The following is a 20,724-nucleotide window of genomic DNA, read 5'->3' as shown; positions in this document are numbered from 1 at the left end:
TCGGGGCCTTTCAGAGCATCTCGATGGTGTCGCGGCGGGCGAGGAAGCGCAGCTGGAGGACCGTGACGGTGATGCCGATGGCCAGCAGCAGCACCGAGGCCGCGGTGGCGGCGCCGCCGTTGAAGAACTGGAAGCCCTGCTCGTAGACCCAGTAGATGACGGTCTTGGTCGATCCGAGTGGCCCGCCGGCGGTGAGGACGAACACCTGCGTGAAGATCTGCAGGGTGCTGATGAGACCGGTGATGACGAGGAACCCGCTGGTCGGCGCCACCAGCGGCAGCGAGATCGAGAAGAAGCGGCGGAGGACGCCCGCGCCGTCGAGCTTCGCGGCCTCGTGGTAGCTCGGCGGAATGGTCGACAGCGCCGCCGAGAAGATGATCATCGTGTAGCCGACCTGCTGCCAGATGACGAAGACGATGACCGAGATGATCGCCCACGGCTCGGTGGTGAGGAACGGCACGGGGTTGATGCCGAACGGCTTCAACGCCTGGTTGACGAGCCCGCCGAGCGGCGTCAGCAGGTACGAGAAGATGAGCGCGCTTCCCACCGTCGGGGCGATGTGCGGAGCGAAGATCATCGTGCGATAAAACGATCGGCCCCGGAAGGGACCGTCCAGCAGTGCCGCGAAGACGAGTCCGAGCGCCATGGACCCGGGAACCACGATGGCGGCGATGAGGGCCGTGTTCCCGAGGGCACGAGGGAAGGTGCTGTTCTCGGCGAAGAGGCCGGCGAAATTGGCGAACCCGACGAACTGGGTGTTGCTCGGGTTGCCCGGGTTCCAGTCGGTGAAGCTGTAGACCACCGTCTGCAGCAGCGGGTACAGGTAGAAGACCGACAGCAGGATGGTCGTGGGGGCGATGAGCGCGTAGCCGGCGCGCCCCTCCTTCTCGTGCATCGAGCGACGGCGGCGGATCTCTTCGCTGCGGCGGCGGTCGCCGGCACCGCGGATGCCGGGCATCGTGCGCGGCCGCTCCGGGGCGGGGGCGGTCGTCGTCACGGCGCACCGCCGATGTGCCCGATCGTCGGGCGGGTGCGGGTGGCGAGGTGGCGCATCATCAGCTCCTTCAGCAGGGAATATCGGCCCCCGGCGCTCGTGTCCGTCTGTGCGTTCGTCGTCGTGGGCCGGTTCGCTCGAAGCTAAGGTTTGAGTGTTTCGCGCACATTTCAGGTCGATGTCAGTATTAAGTAATTCGAGTTTTGATCGACTTCGTTCGATTTCTGCATCGAGGTCTGTATAGAGTGTGGGCATGCCGACCCACGCTCCCGCTCTCCGCGACGCCGAGTACGCCCCCGGCTCCGTGGGCGACATCTTCCGACTCATCCGGTCGGACCGGGCCACGTCGCGTTCCGCGCTCGCCCGCCACACGGGCCTGTCCCCCTCGACGGTCGGCATCCGCGTCGATGCGCTCCAGCGCCTCGGTCTCGTCGCGGAAGACGGCGAACAGGAATCGCGCGGGGGACGCCGCGCCAAGCGCCTGCACGTCTCGCGGGAAGCCGGGTGGGTCGCGGCGATCGACTTCGGAGCGAATCACCTCGACATCGCAGTCGCCGATCTGGACGGCCGATTCCTCGTCCAGACCGCCCACCCCGCCGTGGAGGAGCAGGAGCCCGGGGCGGTGGTCGCACTCATGTGGCAGCGCGTCGTCGAGGCGTCGGCTGCCGCGTCGGTCGAGATGTCGGGGCTGCGCGGCATCGCCGTGAGCCTGCCCGCTCCGATCGAGTATCCGACCGGCCGGGTGGTGTTCCCCTCGTTCATGCCGTCGTGGCACAACGTCAGCCTCCCGTCCCTGTTCGCAGACTTCACCGATGCCCCCGTGCTCGTGGAGAACGACGCCAACCTCATCGCACTGGCCGAGACGGCTCCCGCCGGCCGCGACCATCTGCTCGCCGTCGTCCTGGGCATGCGCATCGGTAGCGGCATCGTCACCGAAGGCCGCCTCCAGCGCGGCTTCAACGGTGCCGCCGGCGAGATCAGCCACACGTCCGCGGGCGGTGAGCCCGCCATCTCGTGCGTCTGCGGCCTCGACGACTGCCTCGAGTCGGTGGCCAGCGGCGGCGCGATCGCCGCGAAGCTCGCCGCGGCAGGGTACGACGTCTCCTCGGTCTCCGACGTCATCCGACTCGGTCGCACCGCCGACCCCGTCGTCGTCGCCGCGCTGCGCGAGGCGGGTACGCGCATCGGAACGGTCCTGGCATCCGTGGTGAACTTCTTCAACCCGCAGCGCGTCGTGCTCGGCGGCACCATGTCGGCATCCGCTCCTCTCGTGGCCGCCATCCGCGCCGAGCTGTTCAATCGCTGCCTGCCCATCGCCGCCCACGATCTCGACGTCAGCGCGGCGGACGACCCGGCGTCGGCGGGCCTGCGCGGAGCCGTGAAGCTGGCTCTCGAGGAAGCGCTCGCCCCGGCACGCATCGACGAGCTCGCGCGCATCGAGGCGCAGACGACGCAGACAGCGCAGCCGGCGTGACCCTCGACGCCGCCACCCCCGCCCGCCCGCACGACACGGCCGACTCCCGCCCGATGGCGCGTATCGCCGTCGACGTCGGCGGCACGACCGTCAAGGGAGCCGCCTTCACCCATGACGGGTCGGTGATCGCGCACTGCACGATGGCCACCTTCGCCGCGCACCGCGATGCACTCGGCAGCGTCCGCGCCGTCGTCGCCCGGCTCGTCTCCGAGGTGGGCGCGACCGGCGCACGGGCGACCGGCATCGGAGTCGCCTCGCCGGGTCTGGTGGATGCCGCGCGTGGACGCGTCGTGTACGCGGCGAACCTCGGCTGGGCCGATGTCGATCTCGTGCCCGCCCTCGTCGACGACTTCGGCCTGCCCGTCCGGATCGAGCACGACGCGCGCGCCGGCGCGATCGCCGAGCGCGCCGCTCACCGCAACGAGGCAGCGGCTTACCGCGAGTTCATCTTCGTGCCCATCGGTACGGGAGTGGCCGCCGCCGTCGTCACCTCCGGAGCCCTCGTGCACGGCGCGACGGGCGGGGCGGGCGAGTTCGGCCACATGCCCATCGGCCCCGGACGCGAGTTGTGCGGCTGCGGGCAGCGCGGCTGCATCGAGGCCTACGCCAGTGCGTCGAGCGTGCTCCGCCGATACCGTGCCCGCGGCGGCGTCGGAGCGACGACCACCCCCGAGCTCGTGGCATCCCTGGCTCACGACGCCGATGCCGCGTCCGTCTGGGCGGATCTCATTGAAGCGCTCGCCATCGGTCTCGGTTCTCTCAGCGCCGTGCTCGATCCCGCCCGCATCGTGATCGGGGGCGGCCTGTCCCAGGCCGGCGCCTCGCTGATCGACCCGCTCCGCGCCGCGATCGACGCCAAACTCGGGTGGCGCGCGACGCCCACCGTCGTGCAGTCGGCCCTCGGCTCGCATTCGGGCCTGATCGGCGCAGGACTGCTGTCCGACGACCGCCCGGTCACCTCCCGGTTCGCCGTGACAGCGGCATCCGCCCTGTCGTCGCTGCGCGCGGTCGCGCCCGTCGAACCCGTCGTCCTCCGTCCCATCGACTCCCATCACCAGTGAGGTTCCCATGTCTCATCAGCCGCTCCGCATCGGCCTGATCGGCGCAGGTGGCATCAGCCTGAACCACCTGCCGCACCTGCTCGCCCTGGGCGCCGAGGTGTTCGTCTATTCCGAGCAGGGCGCCCCCGAACTCGTCGCCCAGGTCGGCGGCACGGTGGTCGACACCCTCGACGAGCTGCTCGACCGGGTGGACATCGTCGACGTCGTGACGCCCACCTTCACGCACTACGACATCATCGAGCGGGCGCTCGCGGCCGGGAAGCACGTGATCTCCGAGAAGCCCCTCACGCGCACCCCCGAGCAGGCTCGGGAACTCGTGCGCGCGGCCGCCGATGCCGGCAGCCAGCTCTATCCCGCACACGTCGTGCGCTGGTTCCCCGAGTACGTCCAGCTCAAGCACGCGGTCGACTCGGGTGTCCTGGGCGAGCTGGCGGTGCTGCGCTTCTCACGGTCGGGGGCCTTCCCCACCCGCACCCCCTGGTTCGCCGACCGGGCCCTGTCCGGCGGCATCATCATGGACCAGATGATCCACGACCTCGACATCGCGCGGTGGGTCGCCGGCGAGGTCGTCACCGTGTCGGCGGTGGCGAGCCGCGCCGGTGACGCGGACGCGCCCGTCGAGGCGGCCCATGTGCTGCTCACCCACGCGAGCGGGGCCATCAGCCACGTCGCGGGGCTGTGGGGCCCCGCGCACCTGGCCTTCACGACCGAGTTCTCCGTCTCGGGCACCGGGGGCACGCTGGAGCACTCGTCGGCGGCGCAGCGCAACCTGCTCACCGACCTGGCGGTGTCCACCGTGGGCGGGGAGGCGGTTCCCGACACCGATCCGGCGGAAGACCCCTACTACCTCGAGCTGCAGGACTTCCTGCGCGCCTTCGCCGACGGCGAGACCCCGCGCGTGACCGCCGCCGACGGCGCAGCGGCCGTGGCCATCGCCGCCGCGGCCCTCGAATCGCTCGAGACGGGTCAGCCCGTCGACCTCACCGCGAAGGGATGGTGACGCCATGACCGTCATCGACTCCACCCGGCCGCTGCGCGTGGCCGTCATGTCGTTCGCGCACACGCACGCGCACAGCTACGTCCAGCTGCTGTTGGCGACCCCCGACGTCGAGGTGCGCGCGAGCGACCCCGGTCCGCACGTCGAGGGCGAGCTGCGGGGGGCGGCCTTCGCCGCGGAGCTCGGCGTCGACTATGTCGACACGTACGAGGAGCTCCTCGCGTGGAAGCCGGATGCCGTGATCGTCACGAGCGAGAACGCCCTTCACCGCGAGCTGGTCGAGAAGGCCGCGGCCGCCGGCGCCCACATCCTCTGCGAGAAGCCCCTGGCGACCACCCGCGAAGACGGCCTCGCCATGAAGGAGGCCGTCGATGCGGCCGGCGTCATGCTCATGGTGGCGTTCCCCGTCCGTTTCGCGAGCACCTTCGCCTCGCTCAAGGCCACCTACGACGCGGGTTCCCTCGGCCGGCTCGTCGCCGTGCGCGGGAGCAACAACGGCAAGCTCCCGCGCGAGCGCTCGTGGTTCACCGACCCCGCCCTCTCGGGCGGCGGCGCCCTGGTCGATCACGTGGTGCACATCGCCGACCTGCTCGACGGCCTCATGGGCGCGACCCCCGTGTCGGTGACGGCGGTCGCCAACGCGACGCTGCACGCCGATCGCGCCCGCGCCGAGACCTCGGGGCTGGTGACCATCACGTACGACAACGGCGTCATCGCCGCCATCGACTGCTCGTGGAGCCGCCCCGACACAGCCCCCACGTGGGGTGGCGTGCGCATCGTCGTGGCCGGCACCGGGGGCACCGCCGAGGTCGACTTCTTCGGCCCGCGCGTGACCGGGCTGGCGTCGGCCACCGGCGCGCCGGTCGAGCTGCCCTACGGGCCCGACTTCGACCGCGAGCTGCTGCGGACGTTCCTCGCCGCGGTCCGCTCCGGCGAGCAGCCGCAGCCTGACATCGCCGTGGGCCTGCGGACGCTCGGCATCGTTCTGGCAGCTCAAGAGTCCGCCCGCACCGGCCGCACCGTCGCCGTGACGGTCTGAGCGCGAGGAGAACGCACATGCAGGTCATCGTCCTCCCCGACGCGGATGCCGTCGGCACCTACGCCGGCGACCTCATCGCCGACCGCGCCGAAGCCGGGACGCTGAGCGTGCTCGGCGTCGCGACGGGTTCTTCCCCCCTGCCGGTGTACGAAGCGCTCGAGCGTCGCGCGTCGCCGGCCGTGCGCGGCCTGACCGCCTTCGCCCTCGACGAGTACGTCGGTCTGCCCATCGATCATCCCGAGAGCTACCACGCGGTCATCGAGCGGGAGGTGACCGTGCGGCTGGGCCTCGACCCGGCGCGCGTGCACGTGCCCGACGGACTCGCCGATGACATCGAGGCCGCGGCCGCGGCGTACGAGCGGGCGATCGTCGACGCGGGCGGTGTCGACCTGCAGATCCTCGGCATCGGCTCGACCGGCCACATCGGCTTCAACGAGCCCACCTCGTCCTTCGCCTCCCGCACGCGTATCAAGACCCTCACGCCCGAGACGCGGCGCGACAATGCGCGCTTCTTCCCGAGCCTCGACGACGTGCCGCTGCACTGCGTCACGCAGGGTCTCGGAACGATCATGGACGCCCGTTCCGTGCTGCTCGTCGCCTTCGGGGCGGGCAAGGCGGATGCCGTGGCGGCGGCGGTCGAGGGTCCCCTGACGAGCATGTGCCCGGGCAGCATCCTGCAGATGCACCCGAACGCGACGGTACTCGTCGACGAGGCAGCCGCCGCCGGTCTGACGCTGCGCGACTACTACGACTTCGTCTTCGCCCACCGCCCCGCGTGGCAGAGATGACCTCTCCGCGTCGGCTGTTCCATGCCGTGACGATCGTCGACGCCGACGGCGAGTGCCCCGACGCGTGGGTGCTCACCGACGACGAGCTCATCCTCGCGGTCGGGACCGGAGAGCCCCCTCCCGTGGATGCCGAACGCATCGACGGAGCCGGCGGCATCCTCACCCCCGGGTTGATCGACCTGCACCGGCACGGCGGCGGCGGACACCGGCATGAAGACGGTGTCGACGGCATCCGCGCGGCCGCCGACCTGCACGCGGCGCACGGAACGGCCCGTGGTGTCGCCAGCCTCGTCGCCGCCCCCGTCGACGTGCTCGAGTCGCAGCTCGCCGCCATCGCGTCGCTGACGCGGACCGACCGCCGGGTGCTGGGCAGTCACCTCGAGGGGCCGTTCCTCGCGGTCGACCGCTGCGGCGCGCACGATCCGCGGCACCTCATCGACCCCACGCCCGAGGTCGTACAGCGCCTGCTCGACGCGGCCGAGGGGACGCTCCGTCAGGTCACGCTCGATCCGCAGCGGCCCGGCGCGCTCGACGCGATCGGCACCTTCCGCAGCGCGGGCGTCGCCGTCGCCGTCGGTCACACCGACGCGACGTACGCCGAGGCCGCCGCCGCCTTCCGCGCCGGGGCGACGCTGCTCACCCACGCCTTCAACGCGATGCCGGGGCTGCACCACCGCGCCCCAGGTCCCGTGCTCGCGGCGGTCGACGCCGAAGACGTCGTGCTCGAGCTCATCCTCGACGGCCTGCACGTCGACCCGCGTCTGGCCGCGTCCCTGTTCACGCTGGCCCCCGGCCGCGTCGCCCTGATCACGGATGCCATGGCCGCCGCCGGCGCCGACGACGGTCTGTACCGGCTCGGCGACCTGAGCGTGCGCGTCGAGGGCGGCCGCGCGCTCGTGGACGGGTCGGACACGCTCGCCGGGTCCACTCTCACGCAAGACATGGCCCTGGAGAACGCCCGTGCGCTCGGCATCCCGCTCCCGATCGCCGTCGAGGCGGTGACCCTGACGCCCGCGCGAGCACTGGGCCTGGACGACCGGCTCGGGCTCGTCAGGCCGGGGTTCTCCGCCGATGTCACGCTGTGGGATGCCGCCGGCACGGTGCGCGCAGACTCCCCCGTCGCCGGGCGCTGATCCTCCGACGAAACGACGAATCCCCGGTCCGACGGACCGGGGATTTCTCGTGCTGGTGGCGAGTGAGGGATTCGAACCCCCGAATGCAATGCAGTCTGATTTACAGTCAGATCCCTTTGGCCGCTTGGGTAACTCGCCAGATGCGCACCCGCCCGGCTTTCTCAGTCGACCAGAGGCGCGATAGACCACTCTACTATCCCCGACGGGGTGCGTCGAACCACGGCGGGCATCGCGTCAGCGCCCGATCTCAGCGCCGGACCTCGGCGGCATCCACCACGCGCGCCACGAACTCCTCGGTACGCCGCTTCGTCCCGTCGATCTTGCGGTCCACGCTCGCGCGGATCTCGCTCGGCGCGAGCGGTGCCGCCAGGCGCACCGTCTCGTGGCACGACATGTCGGCGCAGATGTAGGTGCCCACGGTGTCGCCATGTTCGCCGGCCTCCCCCGCCTTACGGGCGGTGAACAGCGACACCTGATCGCCGGGCTGCATCGTGTGGCACAGGTTGCACATCGCCGACCGGGCGCGCGACTGCCCCTCGGCCGCGCGGAGCACCACACCCACGGGCTCGCCCTCCTGCTCGGTGACGATGTAGCCGCGGCCACGGGTGCGGGGGTCTCGCCACGCGAAGAAGTCGAGGTGGTCCCAGTCGGCCAGGACGAAGTCGTGCGGGACGGCGAGGACTCGCAGCTCGTCGGGGGTAGCGTTGACGAATGCGTCCCGGACCTGGTCTTCGGTGAGTGCGCGCATGGCATCCGAGTCTACGAGCGTCTGAGGAGGCTGCGGCGATGAAGCCCTTCACCGTGCGCACCGCGCGGCTGGTGCTGGATCAGCCGGTCGCCGCCGACGTCGACGACATCGCCCGGTCCTGCTCCGACCCGCTCTTCGAACGGTTCATGACGATCCCGTGGCCGTACACCCGGGCGGATGCCGTGTCCTTCGTCGACGAGTACGTCACCGCCGGATGGGCCGATGACCGCGAGTGGACGTGGGCGATCCGTGAGGGTGGGGGCGCTCCCCTGCTCGGCGTCATCGGCGTGAGGCTCGGCACCGGCATGGTGGGCTTCTGGCTCGGCGGCGAGCACCGCGGGCGCAACATCATGCCGGAGGCCCTCACCGCCGTCGTCGACGCGGTCTTCGCCCGCACCGACCTCGACGCCGTGCGATGGGAATGCGTGATCGGAAACGCCGCGTCGCTGCGCACGGCGCAGAAGTGCGGGTTCACCTTCACGGGCGCCGGCCCCGGCCAGGTGCCGGGTCGCACCGGCGAGCGGTCGGCATCCTGGACCGGAATGCTGCGCCGCGACGATGACAGAACACCGAAGGGCGGGTGGCCCGCGCACTGACCCGTCCGTGAAGGGGCTGCGCGCCGGGGCCTCACGAATAGAATCGCTGCATGGCTGATTCTTCGTTCGACAAAGAGTCCACATAACCGGTGACCGCCGACGCGGCGTACCGTCGACCTCATGTCGACGCGTCGCTGCCTGCCCGGGTCTCAGTCGAGAACATCGTCCGTGTCAGCGGTATCAGCCTCACGCTGCGTCGCGAGGTCCGAATTGTGCACCACCTTGACCAGCTCAAACAGGACGACGACAAGCCGAACAGCGCCGTGCGCCGCTAGTAATACACACAATTCGAACACCCATGCAGCGCCGTCGATCCAGGTGGCGCGAGCTAGGGTGGCGGCCACTAAAGCACCAAAGGCTGCCACAAGAGGCGTGGTGACGACGGACGTCCAGTTCCGTTGGAGACTAGTTGCCGCCTTGAGCCGGACTTTGCGGAAGCGCTCATCGTCGCTGCTCAGACCGAACACGACAACGACGCCAGCGAAGCCTCCGACCATGGCGGCGACTCCGGCGACCCCGAGGGCGAGGTCTGCGACAGCAGTCGACCGCTCCGCTTCGGCGAGCGGCAAGAAGATTTGCCCAGGAGCGACCACAGGCACCCAGAAAGAGGCAACTGCCTGAGCCACCACCGCCAGAACGATGATGACCGTAACGATGCCTGGATGGTCCAACAGGAACGATCCAAATCTTCTACCCACGCCTACGTCCTCCGACTCTGAAGACTAGGAGGTACCTCAGACATTGCGGTTGTGGAACCCCTGGATGGCTGTGGAGATGGCCGCGAGGACGTCCTCCGTCGTCGACAGCTTGTCTGGACTAACCTGCCAACTCGCCTTCTGGGTGACCTGATCTTCAAACATGTTGTGGGTTTCGTGCCGGACCTTACCGTCATCGCCCTCAACGATCATGTTGACCTCAGCCCGTCGAGCGAGTCGATCGGTGGTCATACGTTCAGCAATCTTCTTCATCAGATTTTTGTCTGCGGCAGTGCCATTCCCACGACCGAGCGACCATCCGACGTAGAAAGTTCCCGTAGAAGGCCCCTGCGCGCGCGTTGTTTCGACGGCGTCGAGAAGCGGAAGGTCGTCACCCTTGGGCAAGGGGCGGTCAGCGTCTAAAGCGAATTCCACGCCCACGGCCCCCTTCGAGGCGAGCAAGCGCTCCAGCGCATCCTCATCGACAATTGGTTGGAATCGAAGCGATCGGCCTTTAGTCGCCCAGCCCAAAACGTAGGTCAACCAGGACGCGATGGATTCGTGACGGGTCGCGCGACCCGGGCTCATGATAGCGACCCGAGCAGATAGGTCGAACGGCACCACAAACGTCGGCTCCGAAACCCGTCGGTTGCCAGGAAGAACGAGGGGTGTCACGTTGCCAGTATCGAGATCGGTTTCTTCGATGTGCTCCGAAAGATCGCGGATGCGTCCGACCTGCAGATGATCGATGGGAGGGCTGGCAGGGCGCTTGACTGCGCCGTAGTACTGGCGTCCCCCAAGCCTGCCGGTTCGATGAGCCGGATCGGAAATGCCTTCAAGCTTGAGAAGGAGCTTGGTCCAGAAGTCTGGCCCCACCGTCTTGGTGTGAGCGGGCGCGGTCGCGGTCGCCGCAAAGTCGACAACAGTCGTGTAAAAGCGGACCTCTTTGGTCACCTTCGGCATTGCATTCCCCCCAGATAATCAGGCAAAGGCTACAGGTGACCACGGTCGTTGGACGGCAGAAGCCGCCCTGGTGTGTCGGGGACGCGAAACGGCCTCGATCGGACTCGTCGGTTTTCTCCTGCTATTTGACTGCCCTCGGCAAAGCATCTCAAATACGCCCCCAACGTCGTCTGCTCTTTGGCGTCCGACTGGCTCTGAGTCGCCAAGCTGGAGTTTGGTATCACCTCGACCGTTCGCGGAGGACTACGCCGTCCACACACATTGCTTCACCCTCTGGTCAACCTTGGATACTTTTACTTCGCGTCAGGAGGGCCCCCAGGGCGCACACCAAGATCCGCGTAATTCCGCGGCTGTAGACTGCTGTCATGGCAAGCGACAGCTCATTTGACATCGTGTCCAAGATCGACCGGCAGGAAGCCGACAACGCGCTCAACCAGGCCCACAAAGAGGTCGAGCAGCGCTACGACTTCAAGGGCACCGACGCCTCCATCGCGTGGAGCGGCGAGTCGATCGTCATCAAGGCGAACTCCGAGGAGCGCGCCAACGCCGTGCTCGACGTCTTCCAGACCAAGCTCATCAAGCGCGGGATCTCGCTGAAGAGCCTCGAGAGCGGCGAGCCCGTCGCCAGCGGTAAGGAATACCGCATCACCTCCACGCTGAAGGAGGGCATCTCGCAGGAGAACGCGAAGAAGATCGGCAAGATCATCCGCGACGAGGGCCCCAAGGGCGTGAAGTCGCAGATCCAGGGCGACGAGCTGCGCGTGCAGTCGAAGTCCCGCGACGACCTGCAGGAGGTGCAGCGCCTGCTGAAGGCCGCCGACCTCGACGTCGACCTGCAGTTCACGAACTACCGCTGACGCCACACGACGGCGGTCAGGCGGCGCGCTGACCGCTCTCGCGATCCCACTCCAGCGACTTCCACTGCAAGAACGTGCAGAGGTTGCTGGCGACGACGTACTCGGCGGCGAGGCTTGCGATGTCGTGCACCGTCATCGACAGGTCGTGAGGCTGCGCCGACAGGGTCAGCTCCCAGATGGGGTCGTCGTAGCTGCGCGGCTGAATGTAGACCGACATCGAGGCGTTGCGCAGGCGCAGGATGACGAGGCCGGTGTCGGCACTGTCCGCATCTTCCTGCGGCGCGACGGTGAGGGACCCTGCGATGCAGTGCTCGTTGTCCTCGAACTCCTTCACCCACGCCTCGAGCTGCTCGCGGGAGCGACGCGGCGGCGAATCTTCGAGCTGATGCATGCTCGGATTATCGCAGGCGCGATGCAGAGTGGGTGCTCACGCGAAGAAGACCTGCCCGGCCTAGAGTGAAACGCCGGCGAAGAGCCGCTCTCAGCCCCCGAGACGCCCTTCGCACATCACCACCATTTTTTTGCGGAGGATGCCATGGCCGTCCGTGTCGATCTGAATATCTCGCTCGACGGGGTCGCGATGCCCGCAGACCCCACGCCCGAGAACCCGATGGGCGAGGACTGGGGTCGTCTCGTCGCCGACTACATGGCGACGAAGACGTTCCGCGAGCGCGTCTTCGGCGACACCTCCGGCGCCGGCACGACCGGCGTCGATGACCGCTACGCCACCGCTTACTTCGAGGGCATCGGCGCCGAGGTCATGGGGGCAGCGATGTTCGGCCTGCACTCCTTCCCCGACGACCCCGACTGGCGTGGTTGGTGGGGCGAGGAGCCGCCCTTCCGTGTTCCCGTCATCGTGCTGACCCACCGTCGACGCGAGCCGATCACCTTTAGCAACGGCACGCGTTTCGAGTTCTCCTCCGAGAGCATCACGGATGCCGTGGCACGCGCGCAGGGCCTCGCGGGCGGCGCCGACGTGCGGGTCGGTGGCGGGCTCTCGACCGTGCGCGCAGCCCTCGCCGCCGGCCTGGTCGATCGCCTCCACGTCGCGGTGCGGCCCGTCATCCTGGGCCGAGGCGGACGCCTCTGGGACGATCTGCGCGGCCTCGACACCGGCTACACCGTCAGCTCGGAGGTGGCGGAGAGCGGCATCGTGCACGTCACGTTCGAGCGATGACCCGCCCACGGGATCCGCTGAGCTGCCCGACGTGCGGCGACCCGCTGCGCTTCGAGATCCTCGACGACGAGCGCTTCCTCGTGGCGTGGTCGTGCGTGAACTGCGGACTGATCCGCACCACCGAGCCGGTGTGACCGCGGCTCAGTTGGCGTTCGTGCCCCGCATCGCCGTCAGCGCTCGCGCCACGCGGCTCCCGGATAGAGAACCTCGTCCATCGCGAGGTGGTCAGCCCTCGATGCCGCTGATGAGCTGGTCGATCTCGCGCTCGGTCTCGCGGCCGATCGCGCGCTCCTCCTGCGGGGAGGGCGCGTCGCTCTCGTCGTCGACGGTGGGGTTCTCGAACGGCTGCTTCTTCTCCTGATCCATGCGTCGATGCTCACACGAGCGTCGACGGTTGGCGAGGGGGTTGCCGGTTGCATCAGTACGCGCAGGATGGCATGCGGTGAGCTCGTGGGCGTGACGGCTCTCCTCCGGCGTCAGCCGCGCAGAGCGGCATCCGTCTTTCGCGCGGGCGACCTCGCGAGACGCAACGCCCCGCCGCCACTGTCAGCTCCGCAGAGCGGCATCCGTCTTTCGCACGGGCGACCTCACGAGACGCAACGCCCCACCGCCGACGTCACCCCCGCAGGGCCGCATCCGTCCACTCGACGCAAGCGATCTCCCCGCGGGCGACGCCCTCCTCGCGCTGGCGCAGCTCGACGCGACGGATCTTGCCCGAGATGGTCTTGGGCAGGTCGAAGAACTCGATGCGCCGCACGCGCTGGAACGGCGCGAGGCGCTCGCGTGCGAAGCGCAGGATGTCGAGGGCGGTCTCCTCCCCCGCTTCGCGTCCGTTCGCCAGCACGATGTACGCCTTCGGCACGGCCAGGCGCAGTTCGTCGGGTGCGGGGACGACGGCCGCCTCCACCACCGCGGGATGCTCGATGAGCACGCTCTCGAGCTCGAACGGGCTGATCTTGTAGTCCGACGCCTTGAAGACGTCGTCGGTGCGCCCGATGTACGTGATGCTTCCGGTCTCGTCGCGCCGGGCGACGTCACCGGTGTGGAAGAGGCCGTCGGCGAAGGCCTCGTCGTTGCGCTCGGCATCCCCCACGTACCCGGTCATGAGGTTCACCGGGCGTTCGGTGAGGTCGATGCAGATCTCGCCCTCGTCGGCACGCACACCGGTGACGGGGTCGACCAGCACGACGGGGCAGCCCGGCAGAGGGCGTCCCATCGAGCCGGGCACGAGCGGGGCGCCCGGGGTGTTGGCGACGACCGCGGTCATCTCGGTCTGCCCGTATCCGTCTCGGATGTCGAGACCCCACGCGCGCTTGACCGACGCGATCACCTCGGGGTTCAGCGGCTCGCCCGCCGACACGACCTCGCGGAGGGCCCCGCGACGGCCGGTGAGGTTGGCCTGGATGAGCATGCGCCACACCGTCGGCGGGGCGCAGAACGTCGTCACCCAGTCGGCCTCGAGCTCGGCCAGCAGCCGCTCCGCCGAGAACCGCGAGTAGTTCAGCGCGAGCACGGTCGCCCCCGCGATCCACGGCGCGAAGAACAGGCTCCACGCGTGCTTGGCCCACCCGGGCGAGCTGATGGCGAGGTGCACGTCGCCCGGCTGAAGGCCCAGCCAGTACATCGTGCTGAGGTGGCCCACGGGGTACGACGCGTGCGTGTGCTCGACGAGCTTGGGCTTCGAGGTGGTGCCGGAGGTGAAGTACAGCAGCAGGCGGTCATCGGCGGTGGTTCCCGGATGCCGGGCCGGCTCGGCCTCCGTGGCGAAGGCGTCGTCGTAGCTGGCCCATCCGTCGTGGGTGCCGCCCACCACGATGCGGCCGAGGCCCTCGGGCAGGTCGTCGAACTTGTCGGCATCCGCCGCTCCGACGATGACGTGCCGGATGGCGGCGCGCTCGATGCGGTCGCCGAGGTCGACGGTGCCGAGCGCGGTCGTGGTCGGGGCGATGACCCCGCCGAGCTTCATGATCGCGAGCATCGCCTCCCACAGCTCCACCTGGTTGTTCAGCATGAGCAGCACCGTCTCGCCGCGACGGACACCCCGGGATGCCAACCACGCGGCCACCTGGTCGGAGCGGCGGGCGAGCTCGTCGAAGGTGCGCTGGTGGTGCGTGCCGTCGTCGTCCACGACGATCAGCGCGGGAGCGTCGTTGCCGCGGGCCATCGGGTCGAACCAGTCGATGGCCCAGTTGAACTGGCCCTCGAACCGCGGCCAGGCGAACTCCGCCGCCCGGATGGGATCGGTGCGCGCGGCGAGGAGTTCGTCGCGGGCGGCGCGGTAGCGGGCGGTGGCCGACGCGTCAGTGGGGATCATGGTGCTCCTTCGATCGCGTTCCACGCTAGCCCTCACCACCGACACCGGCCGGACGTCACCGCCCGAGCGGCGCGGTCGACGAGCGCGGGATCAGTGTCGGCATGACCCGTTCGATGCGCGGCGCCGATCCGTCGGCCAGCAGCAGGTCGAGAGCGATCTCGGCGACCCGGTCGAAGTGCGTCCGCACCGAGGTGAGGGGCACCGGCAGGCGCGAGACCAGCGGGATGTCGTTGTACCCGACGATCGACAGGTCGCGGCCCGCCGCCATGCCGAGCGACTGCGCGACGGTGGACACCCCGACGGCGAGGTTGTCGTTGGCCGCGAAGACGGCCGTGGGGGGTCGCTCCGCATCGAGCAGACGCCGCGCAGCGTCGATGCCGTGATCGATTCCGTACCCGACGGCCAGCACCCGCTCCTCGGGAAGGTCGACACCCGCCTCCCGCAGAGCGCGCTCGGCTCCCGCGCGACGGTCTCGGCCGCTCGAGGTGAACCACGGGCCCGTCAGGATGGCGATGTCGCGGTGCCCCAGATCGAGCAGGTGTCGCACGGCGAGATAGCCGCCGGTTTCGTCGTCGCCGACCGCTGACGGGCTGACGTCGTCGGTGCGCAGGGCAAGGACGTGCGGGATGCCGCGGTCTCGCAGCGACGCGGGAAGGGCATCGTCCAGACGCGCGGTGGCGAGCACGACTCCGTCGACGCCGCGGTCGAGCAGGGTCTCGGTGGCGCGCCGCTCCTCGTCGGCGTCGTCGCCGCACGTCGCGACGACGGCGAAGTAGCCGCGCCGGTGGGACGCGCGCTCGACCGCTTCGAACATCAGCGCCATCACGGCATCCGTCAGACGCGGCACGAGAACGCCGATCGTGGCGGTGGCGCCGCGGCGCAGACTCGAGGCCGAGAGGTTTCGACGGTAGCCCAGCTCCTCGGCCACGGCACGAACGCGCGTCGCGGTGGCGGAGGTGGAACGGGGTGTGCGGTCGTCGAGCACCCGGCTCACCGTGGAGATGCTGACCCCGGATGCCAGGGCGACGTCCTTCAACGTGACCACGTGACGTTCACCGACCTCGATGTCGACCATGGCACCTCCTCGGTTCCCACCTTACCGGGGCTGCGCGAGATGGTTCCCGGGAACGTTTTCACCAAAACTCTTGACATCCTCCGGCGGCGGAGCGCACACTTGCAATCGTTCCTGCAAACGTTCCCAACAAGCGGGACGCTCGACGAAGAGACGACGAAGGAGACACTCATGGTCCTCGACCTCCGCGGCCTGAACCCCGCCCCCGTTACCCCGTTCACCCCCGACGGCGACGTCGACTACGACGCCATCCAGCGCCTGGGCTCGTGGCTGGGCTCGATCGACGGCGTGAAGAGCCTCGTCGTCCTGGGTCACGCCGGCGAGGGCACGTTCCTCACCGAGAAGGAGCAGCTCGACGTCATCCGCGCCTTCCGCGACTCGGTCGACGACCGGCTGCCCATCATCGCGGGCATCACGAAGGAGGGGAACCTCACCGCCGCCCTCGAGGCGAAGGATGCCGCAGCGGCCGGCGCGAAGGGCGCCCTGGTCTACCCGTCGCACGGGTGGCTGCGCTTCGGCTTCCAGCCCGGCGCTCCGCAGACCCGCTATCGCGCCATCTGGGAGGAGTCGGGCCTGGAGGGAGATCCTCTTCCAGTACCCCGACAACACCAAGGCCTCGTACGACCTCGACACCCAGCTTGAGATCGCTGGCCAGGAGGGCGTGAACCACACCAAGAACGGCGTCCGCAACATGCGCCGGTGGTACACCGAGATCCCCGCGCTGCGCTCCGCCTACCCCGAGCTGCAGGTGCTGTCGTGCCACGACGAGTACCTCCTCCCCACGATGTTCGACGTCGACGGCCTGCTCGTCGGCTACGGCAACATCGCCCCCGAGCTCCTGGTCGACCTGATCGAAGCCGGCAAGGCACGCGACTACACGGCCGCCCACGCCATCCACGAGCGCCTGCTCCCCGTGACCAAGGCGGTCTACCACCGCGGCTCGCACATGGAGGGCACGGTCGCCCTCAAGTGGGGCCTGGTCAACCGTGGCATCCTGGACCACGCCACCGTGCGCGAGCCCCTGCTGCCCCTTCCGGCCGGAGCCGACGCCGAGATCGCCGCGGCCTTCGCCTCGGCCGAGCTCGGCAGCGTGGTCGTCCCGGCCTGATCCCGCGGGGCGGCCGTCAGCTCGGCCGCCCCTCATGAACCCCGCAACGTCAACGACGACGGAAGGAACGACCATGAGCGACCGCACCACCGCACGACCCCCCGCGACCCCCGGCACCGGCCACGGGCGCATCTCGACCGAGACGGTGCGCAGCATCGTCGATTCCCACCGCACGCGGCGCACGTTCTGGCGCCGCCTCGCCCTGATCGGTCCCGCCTTCGTCGCGGGCGCCTGGCAGTTCGGCCCCGGCAACCTCACCACCGCGATGAACGCCGGAGCCCTTTACGGGTACACCCTCATCTGGGTGATCATCGTGTCGACCATCCTCATGATCTTCCTGACCGACATGAGCGTGCGGCTCGGCATCCGCACACCCGTCTCGCTCATCTCCTCGATCAAGGACAGCCTCGGCACCTGGGCGGGCGTGGTCGCCGGGATCGGCGTCTTCCTCATCACCCTGTGCTTCTCGGTGGGTAACGCGGTCGGCTCGGGAGTCGGGCTGTCGATGCTCATCCCCGGCACCTCCCCCGTGATGTGGACCGTGATCTGCACCGTGCTGGTCGGCACGATCCTGCTGCTGAAGAAGATCTACGGCGTCGTGGAGAAGATCCTCATCGTCATCGTGGCGCTCATGGCGTTCTGCTTCATCGCCTCGGCCTTCGCGTCGAACCCCGACTGGGCGGCCGCGGGCGCCGGACTCATCCCCGTCATCCCCGGCGGGGCCTGGCTGCTCATCATCGGCCTCGTGGGCACGAACTTCTCGATCAACGCGGCCTTCTTCGCCTCCTACGGCACCAAGGCGCGTGAGCGCCACGAAGACGAGTACCGCGACATCACGATCGTCGACACGATCCCCGGCATCGTCGCCCCGGGCATCATGACGGCATTGGTGATCGTGGTCGCGGCTTCCGTCCTCGGGCAGACCGGCGCAGACACTCCCGGTGCGTTCACGGGACTCGCGCGCATCTTCGAGCCGGTCGCGGGGCCGGTGGGCGCCTGGATCTTCGCCCTGGGCTTCTTCGGAGCGGCCTTCTCGTCGATGATCCCCAACTGCATCGCGGGCGGCACGATGCTCTCGGATGCCATCGGGCGCGGCGCTTCCGCCGAGACCCTGGCGGCGCGACTCGGCAGCGCCTTCATCCTGGCCTTCGGCCTCGGCGTCACGATCGCGTTCGCCGGCGCCTCGCCCGTGCAATTGATCGTCATCGCGCAGGCACTGACCGTGCTGTTCGCGCCGATCCTCGCGGCGCTGATCATCGTGATGGCGAACAACAGGAAGCTCATGGGGTCCCTGCGCAACCGCTGGTGGCAGAACGTCGCCGGCGGCATCGGCCTGATCGCGGTGGTGGCGCTGTCGATCCGGTTGATGGTCAGCCTCATCGGCGGCTGAGGTCGTGCGAGCAGGGCCCGGTCTTCGGATCGGGCCCTTTTCATGCGCCCGGGCACGGGTGCGGCGCGGGGGTCGGTCCGCCGTCGCCCGCGACCACCGACTCAGGTGCGGGCGCGCGCCACCAGGTCGGCGATCTCGTCCAGGTGCACCCGCATCGCGGCCTCGGCACCGTCGGGGTCGCCGGCTCTGAGCGCACGCAGCAGGCGCGCATGACCGTCATGCGACAGGCGGCGGCCCTCCTCGTCGAGGTGGGACGATACGCGGGCCTCGACGGTCCACGACACGGTGAGCTCGCTGAGCGAGGTCAGCAGGGGGTTGCGCGTGGCCGCGGCGATGGCCACGTGGAAGGCGACATCCAATCGCACGGAGTGCTCGATGTCGCGCACCTGGTCGGACTCGGCGAGCAGGGCGGCCAGCGCGGCGATCTGCTCCTCGTCGATGCGCGATGCCGCCAGGCGTGCGATCTGCGGCTCGACGACGGTGCGGAACTCCGCGGACGCCGCAACGGTTCCATCGTCGTCGCCCTCGAGCGTCGCGAGAACCGCCGACACCGGGATCCGCCCGCTGACACGGGTGCCGCTCCCCTGACGCCGTTCGATGAGACCCGCCGACTCCAGGCGCAGCAGCGCCTCGCGCACCGCCGAACGCGACACCGCCAGCTGGGCGGCGAGGTCTCGCTCCGTGGCCAGGCGATCGCCCGGCTTGAGCACCCCCGTGACGATGAGCGCGCGCAAACGGGCGACGATCTCGTCCCGCAGGGATCCGCCGCCGCGCTGCAGAGGCGCGAGCGCCTGGCCGTCCGTCATGTCTTCCTCCCCTCCCATCCTCCCAGGCGCTGACACCAGCCCGGGTGAGATTGGTCAGACCGTTACGGGCTGGAAACAGCCGAGGACGCGGGATGAAACGACTTCCTCCCACAATTGGACAGACCGAAAACGTTAATCGAGACGAGGGCCGACCATGACCACCACCGGAACGACGGGTTCCTCCCGCACCATCGGGACGACCTGGAAGGTGCTCCGGCATCCGGCCACCCTCATCGCGCTCGCCGCGGTGCTGGGGATCGTCTTCGGCCTGATCACCGGGGAATGGGCCGCCAACATCAAGTTCATCGGCGACCTGTTCATCCGGCTGATCCAGATGGCGATCGTTCCGCTCGTGATGGCGTCGGTGATCGTCGCGACGGGCTCGATGACGGGGTCGGGAATGGGACGGCTCGCCGGACGGACCTTCGCGTGGATGATCGGCTTCTCGGTGATCGCCGCGCTCGTCGGATGGGGTCTCGCGACGCTGATCCAGCCCGGCGCCGGCATCGACTACTCGGGCGCGGTCGACCCGGCGCTGCAGGAGTCGGCGAAGCCCGCGAGCTGGCAGGAGACTATCCTCGGCTTCGTCTCGACCAACATCTTCAACGCGATGTCGACGGCGACCATGCTGCCCATCATCGTGTTCTCGCTGCTGTTCGGCCTGGCCCTGAACGGCTACGTCCGGGCGACCGGCAACACCCTCGTCGTCACGCTGCTCGACCAGCTGCAGCAGATCATCCTGGGCATGATCCGTCTCGTCATGCGTATCGCGCCCATCGGCGTGTTCTGCCTGCTCGCCGCCCTCGCGGGCGACGTGGGCTTCGCCGTCGTCACCACCGCTCTGTCGTACCTGGGCTCGACGCTGGTGGGCGTCCTCATCGTCACGGCCGTGTTCGTGGTCGTCGTCACCCTCCGCACCCGCCTGAACCCCGCCGCCCTCCCCGGCAAACTCGCCGAGCAGACGGTGATCGCCGTCACCACGACGAGTTCGGCGGTGACGTACCCCACGGTGCTGAAGAACGCGGTCGAAAAGGTCGGCATCAGCCAGCGCGTTGCCAACTTCACCCTGTCGGTGGGTCTGACCATGGGCTCGTACGGCGCGGTGCTCAACTACACGATCGTCATCCTCTTCCTCGCGCAGGCATCGCGCGTCGAGCTCACCCCCGGCCAGATCATCCTCGGCATGGCCCTGGCGATCATGCTCAACATGGGCACGATCACCGTCCCCGGCGGCTTCGCGGTCGCGGCGACCTTCCTCGCCACCTCGCTCGGGCTGCCCCTGGAGGCGGTCGGCCTCCTGATCGCCGTCGACTGGTTCACCGGCATCTTCCGCACGTTCCTCAACGTCAACGGCGACACCATGGTCGCCCTGCTCGTCGCGAACGGCACCGACGAGATCGACCGCGACGTCTACGCCGGCCGCAAGAGCGTCACCGCTGAGGCTGCGGACGAGGACGGCCTGGCCGAGAAGTACGCCGCGGCCGACCGTGCCGACTGATCCCGCACCCTCGA

At 69.2% G+C, this 20,724-nt stretch carries 21 protein-coding genes, 1 tRNA gene and 1 pseudogene; 13 read left to right on the top strand and 10 right to left on the bottom strand.

Going from position 1 to position 20,724, the window contains the following annotated elements:
• Positions 1-10 precede the first annotated feature (10 nt).
• On the bottom strand, positions 11-997 hold the full coding sequence (locus QE392_RS07555) for a carbohydrate ABC transporter permease (RefSeq protein WP_307450261.1): 987 nt from the start codon (positions 995-997) through the stop codon (positions 11-13).
• A gap of 250 nt (positions 998-1,247) precedes the next feature.
• Between QE392_RS07555 and QE392_RS07550 the strand changes: the two genes are divergently transcribed.
• Genes QE392_RS07550 through nagA form a run of 6 tightly spaced genes read left to right on the top strand, consistent with a single transcriptional unit; the run spans position 1,248 to position 7,486 of the window.
• Positions 1,248-2,468, top strand: a complete 1,221-nt coding sequence (locus QE392_RS07550; RefSeq protein WP_307450258.1) for an ROK family transcriptional regulator — start codon at positions 1,248-1,250, stop codon at positions 2,466-2,468.
• Positions 2,465-3,529, top strand: a complete 1,065-nt coding sequence (locus tag QE392_RS07545; RefSeq protein WP_307450255.1) for an ROK family protein — start codon at positions 2,465-2,467, stop codon at positions 3,527-3,529. The genes QE392_RS07550 and QE392_RS07545 overlap by 4 nt, the downstream gene beginning before the upstream one ends.
• Positions 3,530-3,536: 7 nt before the next feature.
• Positions 3,537-4,529 (top strand): Gfo/Idh/MocA family protein, encoded by a 993-nt coding sequence (locus QE392_RS07540; protein WP_307450252.1) that lies wholly within the window; start codon positions 3,537-3,539, stop codon positions 4,527-4,529.
• 4 nt (positions 4,530-4,533) lie between these two features.
• A complete protein-coding gene (locus tag QE392_RS07535; RefSeq protein ID WP_307450249.1) occupies positions 4,534-5,565 on the top strand; it encodes a Gfo/Idh/MocA family protein in 1,032 nt (343 codons plus the stop codon).
• Positions 5,566-5,582: 17 nt separating this feature from the next.
• Positions 5,583-6,353: a glucosamine-6-phosphate deaminase gene (locus tag QE392_RS07530; RefSeq protein ID WP_307450246.1), complete on the top strand. Its 771-nt coding sequence runs from the start codon at positions 5,583-5,585 to the stop codon at positions 6,351-6,353.
• The gene (nagA, locus tag QE392_RS07525) at positions 6,350-7,486 is read left to right on the top strand and encodes an N-acetylglucosamine-6-phosphate deacetylase (RefSeq protein ID WP_307450244.1); all 1,137 of its coding nucleotides are present in this window, start codon (positions 6,350-6,352) and stop codon (positions 7,484-7,486) included. Before QE392_RS07530 ends, nagA begins: the two co-directional genes overlap by 4 nt.
• A gap of 53 nt (positions 7,487-7,539) precedes the next feature.
• On the opposite strand, the gene QE392_RS07520 is transcribed toward nagA, so the two are convergent.
• Together QE392_RS07520 and QE392_RS07515 are read right to left on the bottom strand one after the other, a co-directional pair.
• Positions 7,540-7,624: transfer RNA gene (locus QE392_RS07520), tRNA-Tyr, on the bottom strand.
• 109 nt (positions 7,625-7,733) lie between these two features.
• Positions 7,734-8,234 (bottom strand): FBP domain-containing protein, encoded by a 501-nt coding sequence (locus tag QE392_RS07515; RefSeq protein WP_307450242.1) that lies wholly within the window; start codon positions 8,232-8,234, stop codon positions 7,734-7,736.
• Between the two features lie 38 nt (positions 8,235-8,272).
• Between QE392_RS07515 and QE392_RS07510 the strand changes: the two genes are divergently transcribed.
• Positions 8,273-8,830 carry a GNAT family N-acetyltransferase gene (locus QE392_RS07510; RefSeq protein ID WP_307450239.1) on the top strand — a complete coding sequence of 186 codons (558 nt, stop codon included), beginning with the start codon at positions 8,273-8,275 and terminating at the stop codon, positions 8,828-8,830.
• A 149-nt stretch (positions 8,831-8,979) separates the two neighbouring features.
• Here QE392_RS07510 and QE392_RS07505 read toward each other — a convergent pair whose 3' ends face one another.
• Positions 8,980-9,528 carry a hypothetical protein gene (locus QE392_RS07505; protein WP_307450236.1) on the bottom strand — a complete coding sequence of 183 codons (549 nt, stop codon included), beginning with the start codon at positions 9,526-9,528 and terminating at the stop codon, positions 8,980-8,982.
• Positions 9,529-9,564: 36 nt separating this feature from the next.
• Positions 9,565-10,479, bottom strand: coding sequence for a hypothetical protein (locus tag QE392_RS07500; RefSeq protein WP_307450234.1), 915 nt, complete (start codon positions 10,477-10,479; stop codon positions 9,565-9,567).
• Between the two features lie 374 nt (positions 10,480-10,853).
• On the opposite strand from QE392_RS07500, the gene QE392_RS07495 reads away from it, so the two are divergent.
• A complete protein-coding gene (locus QE392_RS07495; protein ID WP_154923247.1) occupies positions 10,854-11,345 on the top strand; it encodes a YajQ family cyclic di-GMP-binding protein in 492 nt (163 codons plus the stop codon).
• A 16-nt stretch (positions 11,346-11,361) separates the two neighbouring features.
• On the opposite strand, the gene QE392_RS07490 is transcribed toward QE392_RS07495, so the two are convergent.
• A complete protein-coding gene (locus QE392_RS07490; RefSeq protein ID WP_307450229.1) occupies positions 11,362-11,736 on the bottom strand; it encodes a hypothetical protein in 375 nt (124 codons plus the stop codon).
• A 144-nt stretch (positions 11,737-11,880) separates the two neighbouring features.
• Between QE392_RS07490 and QE392_RS07485 the strand changes: the two genes are divergently transcribed.
• Entirely contained in the window at positions 11,881-12,522 is a 642-nt protein-coding gene (locus QE392_RS07485) for a dihydrofolate reductase family protein (protein ID WP_307450227.1), read from the top strand.
• Positions 12,519-12,656 carry a hypothetical protein gene (locus tag QE392_RS07480; RefSeq protein ID WP_307450225.1) on the top strand — a complete coding sequence of 46 codons (138 nt, stop codon included), beginning with the start codon at positions 12,519-12,521 and terminating at the stop codon, positions 12,654-12,656. The genes QE392_RS07485 and QE392_RS07480 overlap by 4 nt, the downstream gene beginning before the upstream one ends.
• A gap of 91 nt (positions 12,657-12,747) precedes the next feature.
• On the opposite strand, the gene QE392_RS07475 is transcribed toward QE392_RS07480, so the two are convergent.
• From QE392_RS07475 to QE392_RS07465, 3 genes are all read right to left on the bottom strand, one after another.
• Positions 12,748-12,888 carry a hypothetical protein gene (locus tag QE392_RS07475; RefSeq protein WP_307450224.1) on the bottom strand — a complete coding sequence of 47 codons (141 nt, stop codon included), beginning with the start codon at positions 12,886-12,888 and terminating at the stop codon, positions 12,748-12,750.
• A gap of 250 nt (positions 12,889-13,138) precedes the next feature.
• Positions 13,139-14,836, bottom strand: a complete 1,698-nt coding sequence (locus QE392_RS07470; RefSeq protein ID WP_307450222.1) for an AMP-binding protein — start codon at positions 14,834-14,836, stop codon at positions 13,139-13,141.
• Between the two features lie 55 nt (positions 14,837-14,891).
• Positions 14,892-15,911, bottom strand: coding sequence for a LacI family DNA-binding transcriptional regulator (locus QE392_RS07465; protein WP_307450220.1), 1,020 nt, complete (start codon positions 15,909-15,911; stop codon positions 14,892-14,894).
• A gap of 168 nt (positions 15,912-16,079) precedes the next feature.
• Here QE392_RS07465 and QE392_RS07460 point away from each other — a divergent pair.
• Positions 16,080-17,016, top strand: a pseudogene (locus tag QE392_RS07460) (dihydrodipicolinate synthase family protein).
• A 73-nt stretch (positions 17,017-17,089) separates the two neighbouring features.
• Positions 17,090-18,406 carry an Nramp family divalent metal transporter gene (locus tag QE392_RS07455; RefSeq protein WP_307450218.1) on the top strand — a complete coding sequence of 439 codons (1,317 nt, stop codon included), beginning with the start codon at positions 17,090-17,092 and terminating at the stop codon, positions 18,404-18,406.
• Between the two features lie 101 nt (positions 18,407-18,507).
• On the opposite strand, the gene QE392_RS07450 is transcribed toward QE392_RS07455, so the two are convergent.
• Positions 18,508-19,212 carry a FadR/GntR family transcriptional regulator gene (locus tag QE392_RS07450; protein WP_307450216.1) on the bottom strand — a complete coding sequence of 235 codons (705 nt, stop codon included), beginning with the start codon at positions 19,210-19,212 and terminating at the stop codon, positions 18,508-18,510.
• Positions 19,213-19,366: 154 nt separating this feature from the next.
• Here QE392_RS07450 and QE392_RS07445 point away from each other — a divergent pair, with 154 nt between their 5' ends.
• On the top strand, positions 19,367-20,710 hold the full coding sequence (locus QE392_RS07445; protein ID WP_307450214.1) for a dicarboxylate/amino acid:cation symporter: 1,344 nt from the start codon (positions 19,367-19,369) through the stop codon (positions 20,708-20,710).
• The last annotated feature ends 14 nt before the right edge of the window (positions 20,711-20,724 follow it).

It is taken from the genome of Microbacterium proteolyticum, from assembly GCF_030818075.1.
GTDB classification, from domain to species: Bacteria; Actinomycetota; Actinomycetes; order Actinomycetales; family Microbacteriaceae; genus Microbacterium; species Microbacterium proteolyticum_A.
The sequence above is the reverse complement of the archived record's forward strand: the minus strand, read 5'-3'. Positions and strand labels throughout refer to the sequence as shown.

What these genes read in the sequence shown, in the direction of transcription:
- QE392_RS07550 (WP_307450258.1), top strand. Translation starts at nt 1,248, where the DNA reads ATGCCGACCCACGCTCCCGCTCTCCGCGACGCCGAGTACGCCCCCGGC.
- QE392_RS07540 (WP_307450252.1), top strand. Translation starts at nt 3,537, where the DNA reads ATGTCTCATCAGCCGCTCCGCATCGGCCTGATCGGCGCAGGTGGCATC.
- QE392_RS07535 (WP_307450249.1), top strand. Translation starts at nt 4,534, where the DNA reads ATGACCGTCATCGACTCCACCCGGCCGCTGCGCGTGGCCGTCATGTCG.
- QE392_RS07530 (WP_307450246.1), top strand. Translation starts at nt 5,583, where the DNA reads ATGCAGGTCATCGTCCTCCCCGACGCGGATGCCGTCGGCACCTACGCC.
- nagA (WP_307450244.1), top strand. Translation starts at nt 6,350, where the DNA reads ATGACCTCTCCGCGTCGGCTGTTCCATGCCGTGACGATCGTCGACGCC.
- QE392_RS07515 (WP_307450242.1), bottom strand. Translation starts at nt 8,234, where the DNA reads ATGCGCGCACTCACCGAAGACCAGGTCCGGGACGCATTCGTCAACGCT.
- QE392_RS07510 (WP_307450239.1), top strand. Translation starts at nt 8,273, where the DNA reads ATGAAGCCCTTCACCGTGCGCACCGCGCGGCTGGTGCTGGATCAGCCG.
- QE392_RS07495 (WP_154923247.1), top strand. Translation starts at nt 10,854, where the DNA reads ATGGCAAGCGACAGCTCATTTGACATCGTGTCCAAGATCGACCGGCAG.
- QE392_RS07490 (WP_307450229.1), bottom strand. Translation starts at nt 11,736, where the DNA reads ATGCATCAGCTCGAAGATTCGCCGCCGCGTCGCTCCCGCGAGCAGCTC.
- QE392_RS07485 (WP_307450227.1), top strand. Translation starts at nt 11,881, where the DNA reads ATGGCCGTCCGTGTCGATCTGAATATCTCGCTCGACGGGGTCGCGATG.
- QE392_RS07480 (WP_307450225.1), top strand. Translation starts at nt 12,519, where the DNA reads ATGACCCGCCCACGGGATCCGCTGAGCTGCCCGACGTGCGGCGACCCG.
- QE392_RS07475 (WP_307450224.1), bottom strand. Translation starts at nt 12,888, where the DNA reads ATGGATCAGGAGAAGAAGCAGCCGTTCGAGAACCCCACCGTCGACGAC.
- QE392_RS07470 (WP_307450222.1), bottom strand. Translation starts at nt 14,836, where the DNA reads ATGATCCCCACTGACGCGTCGGCCACCGCCCGCTACCGCGCCGCCCGC.
- QE392_RS07465 (WP_307450220.1), bottom strand. Translation starts at nt 15,911, where the DNA reads ATGGTCGACATCGAGGTCGGTGAACGTCACGTGGTCACGTTGAAGGAC.
- QE392_RS07455 (WP_307450218.1), top strand. Translation starts at nt 17,090, where the DNA reads ATGAGCGACCGCACCACCGCACGACCCCCCGCGACCCCCGGCACCGGC.
- QE392_RS07450 (WP_307450216.1), bottom strand. Translation starts at nt 19,212, where the DNA reads ATGACGGACGGCCAGGCGCTCGCGCCTCTGCAGCGCGGCGGCGGATCC.
- QE392_RS07445 (WP_307450214.1), top strand. Translation starts at nt 19,367, where the DNA reads ATGACCACCACCGGAACGACGGGTTCCTCCCGCACCATCGGGACGACC.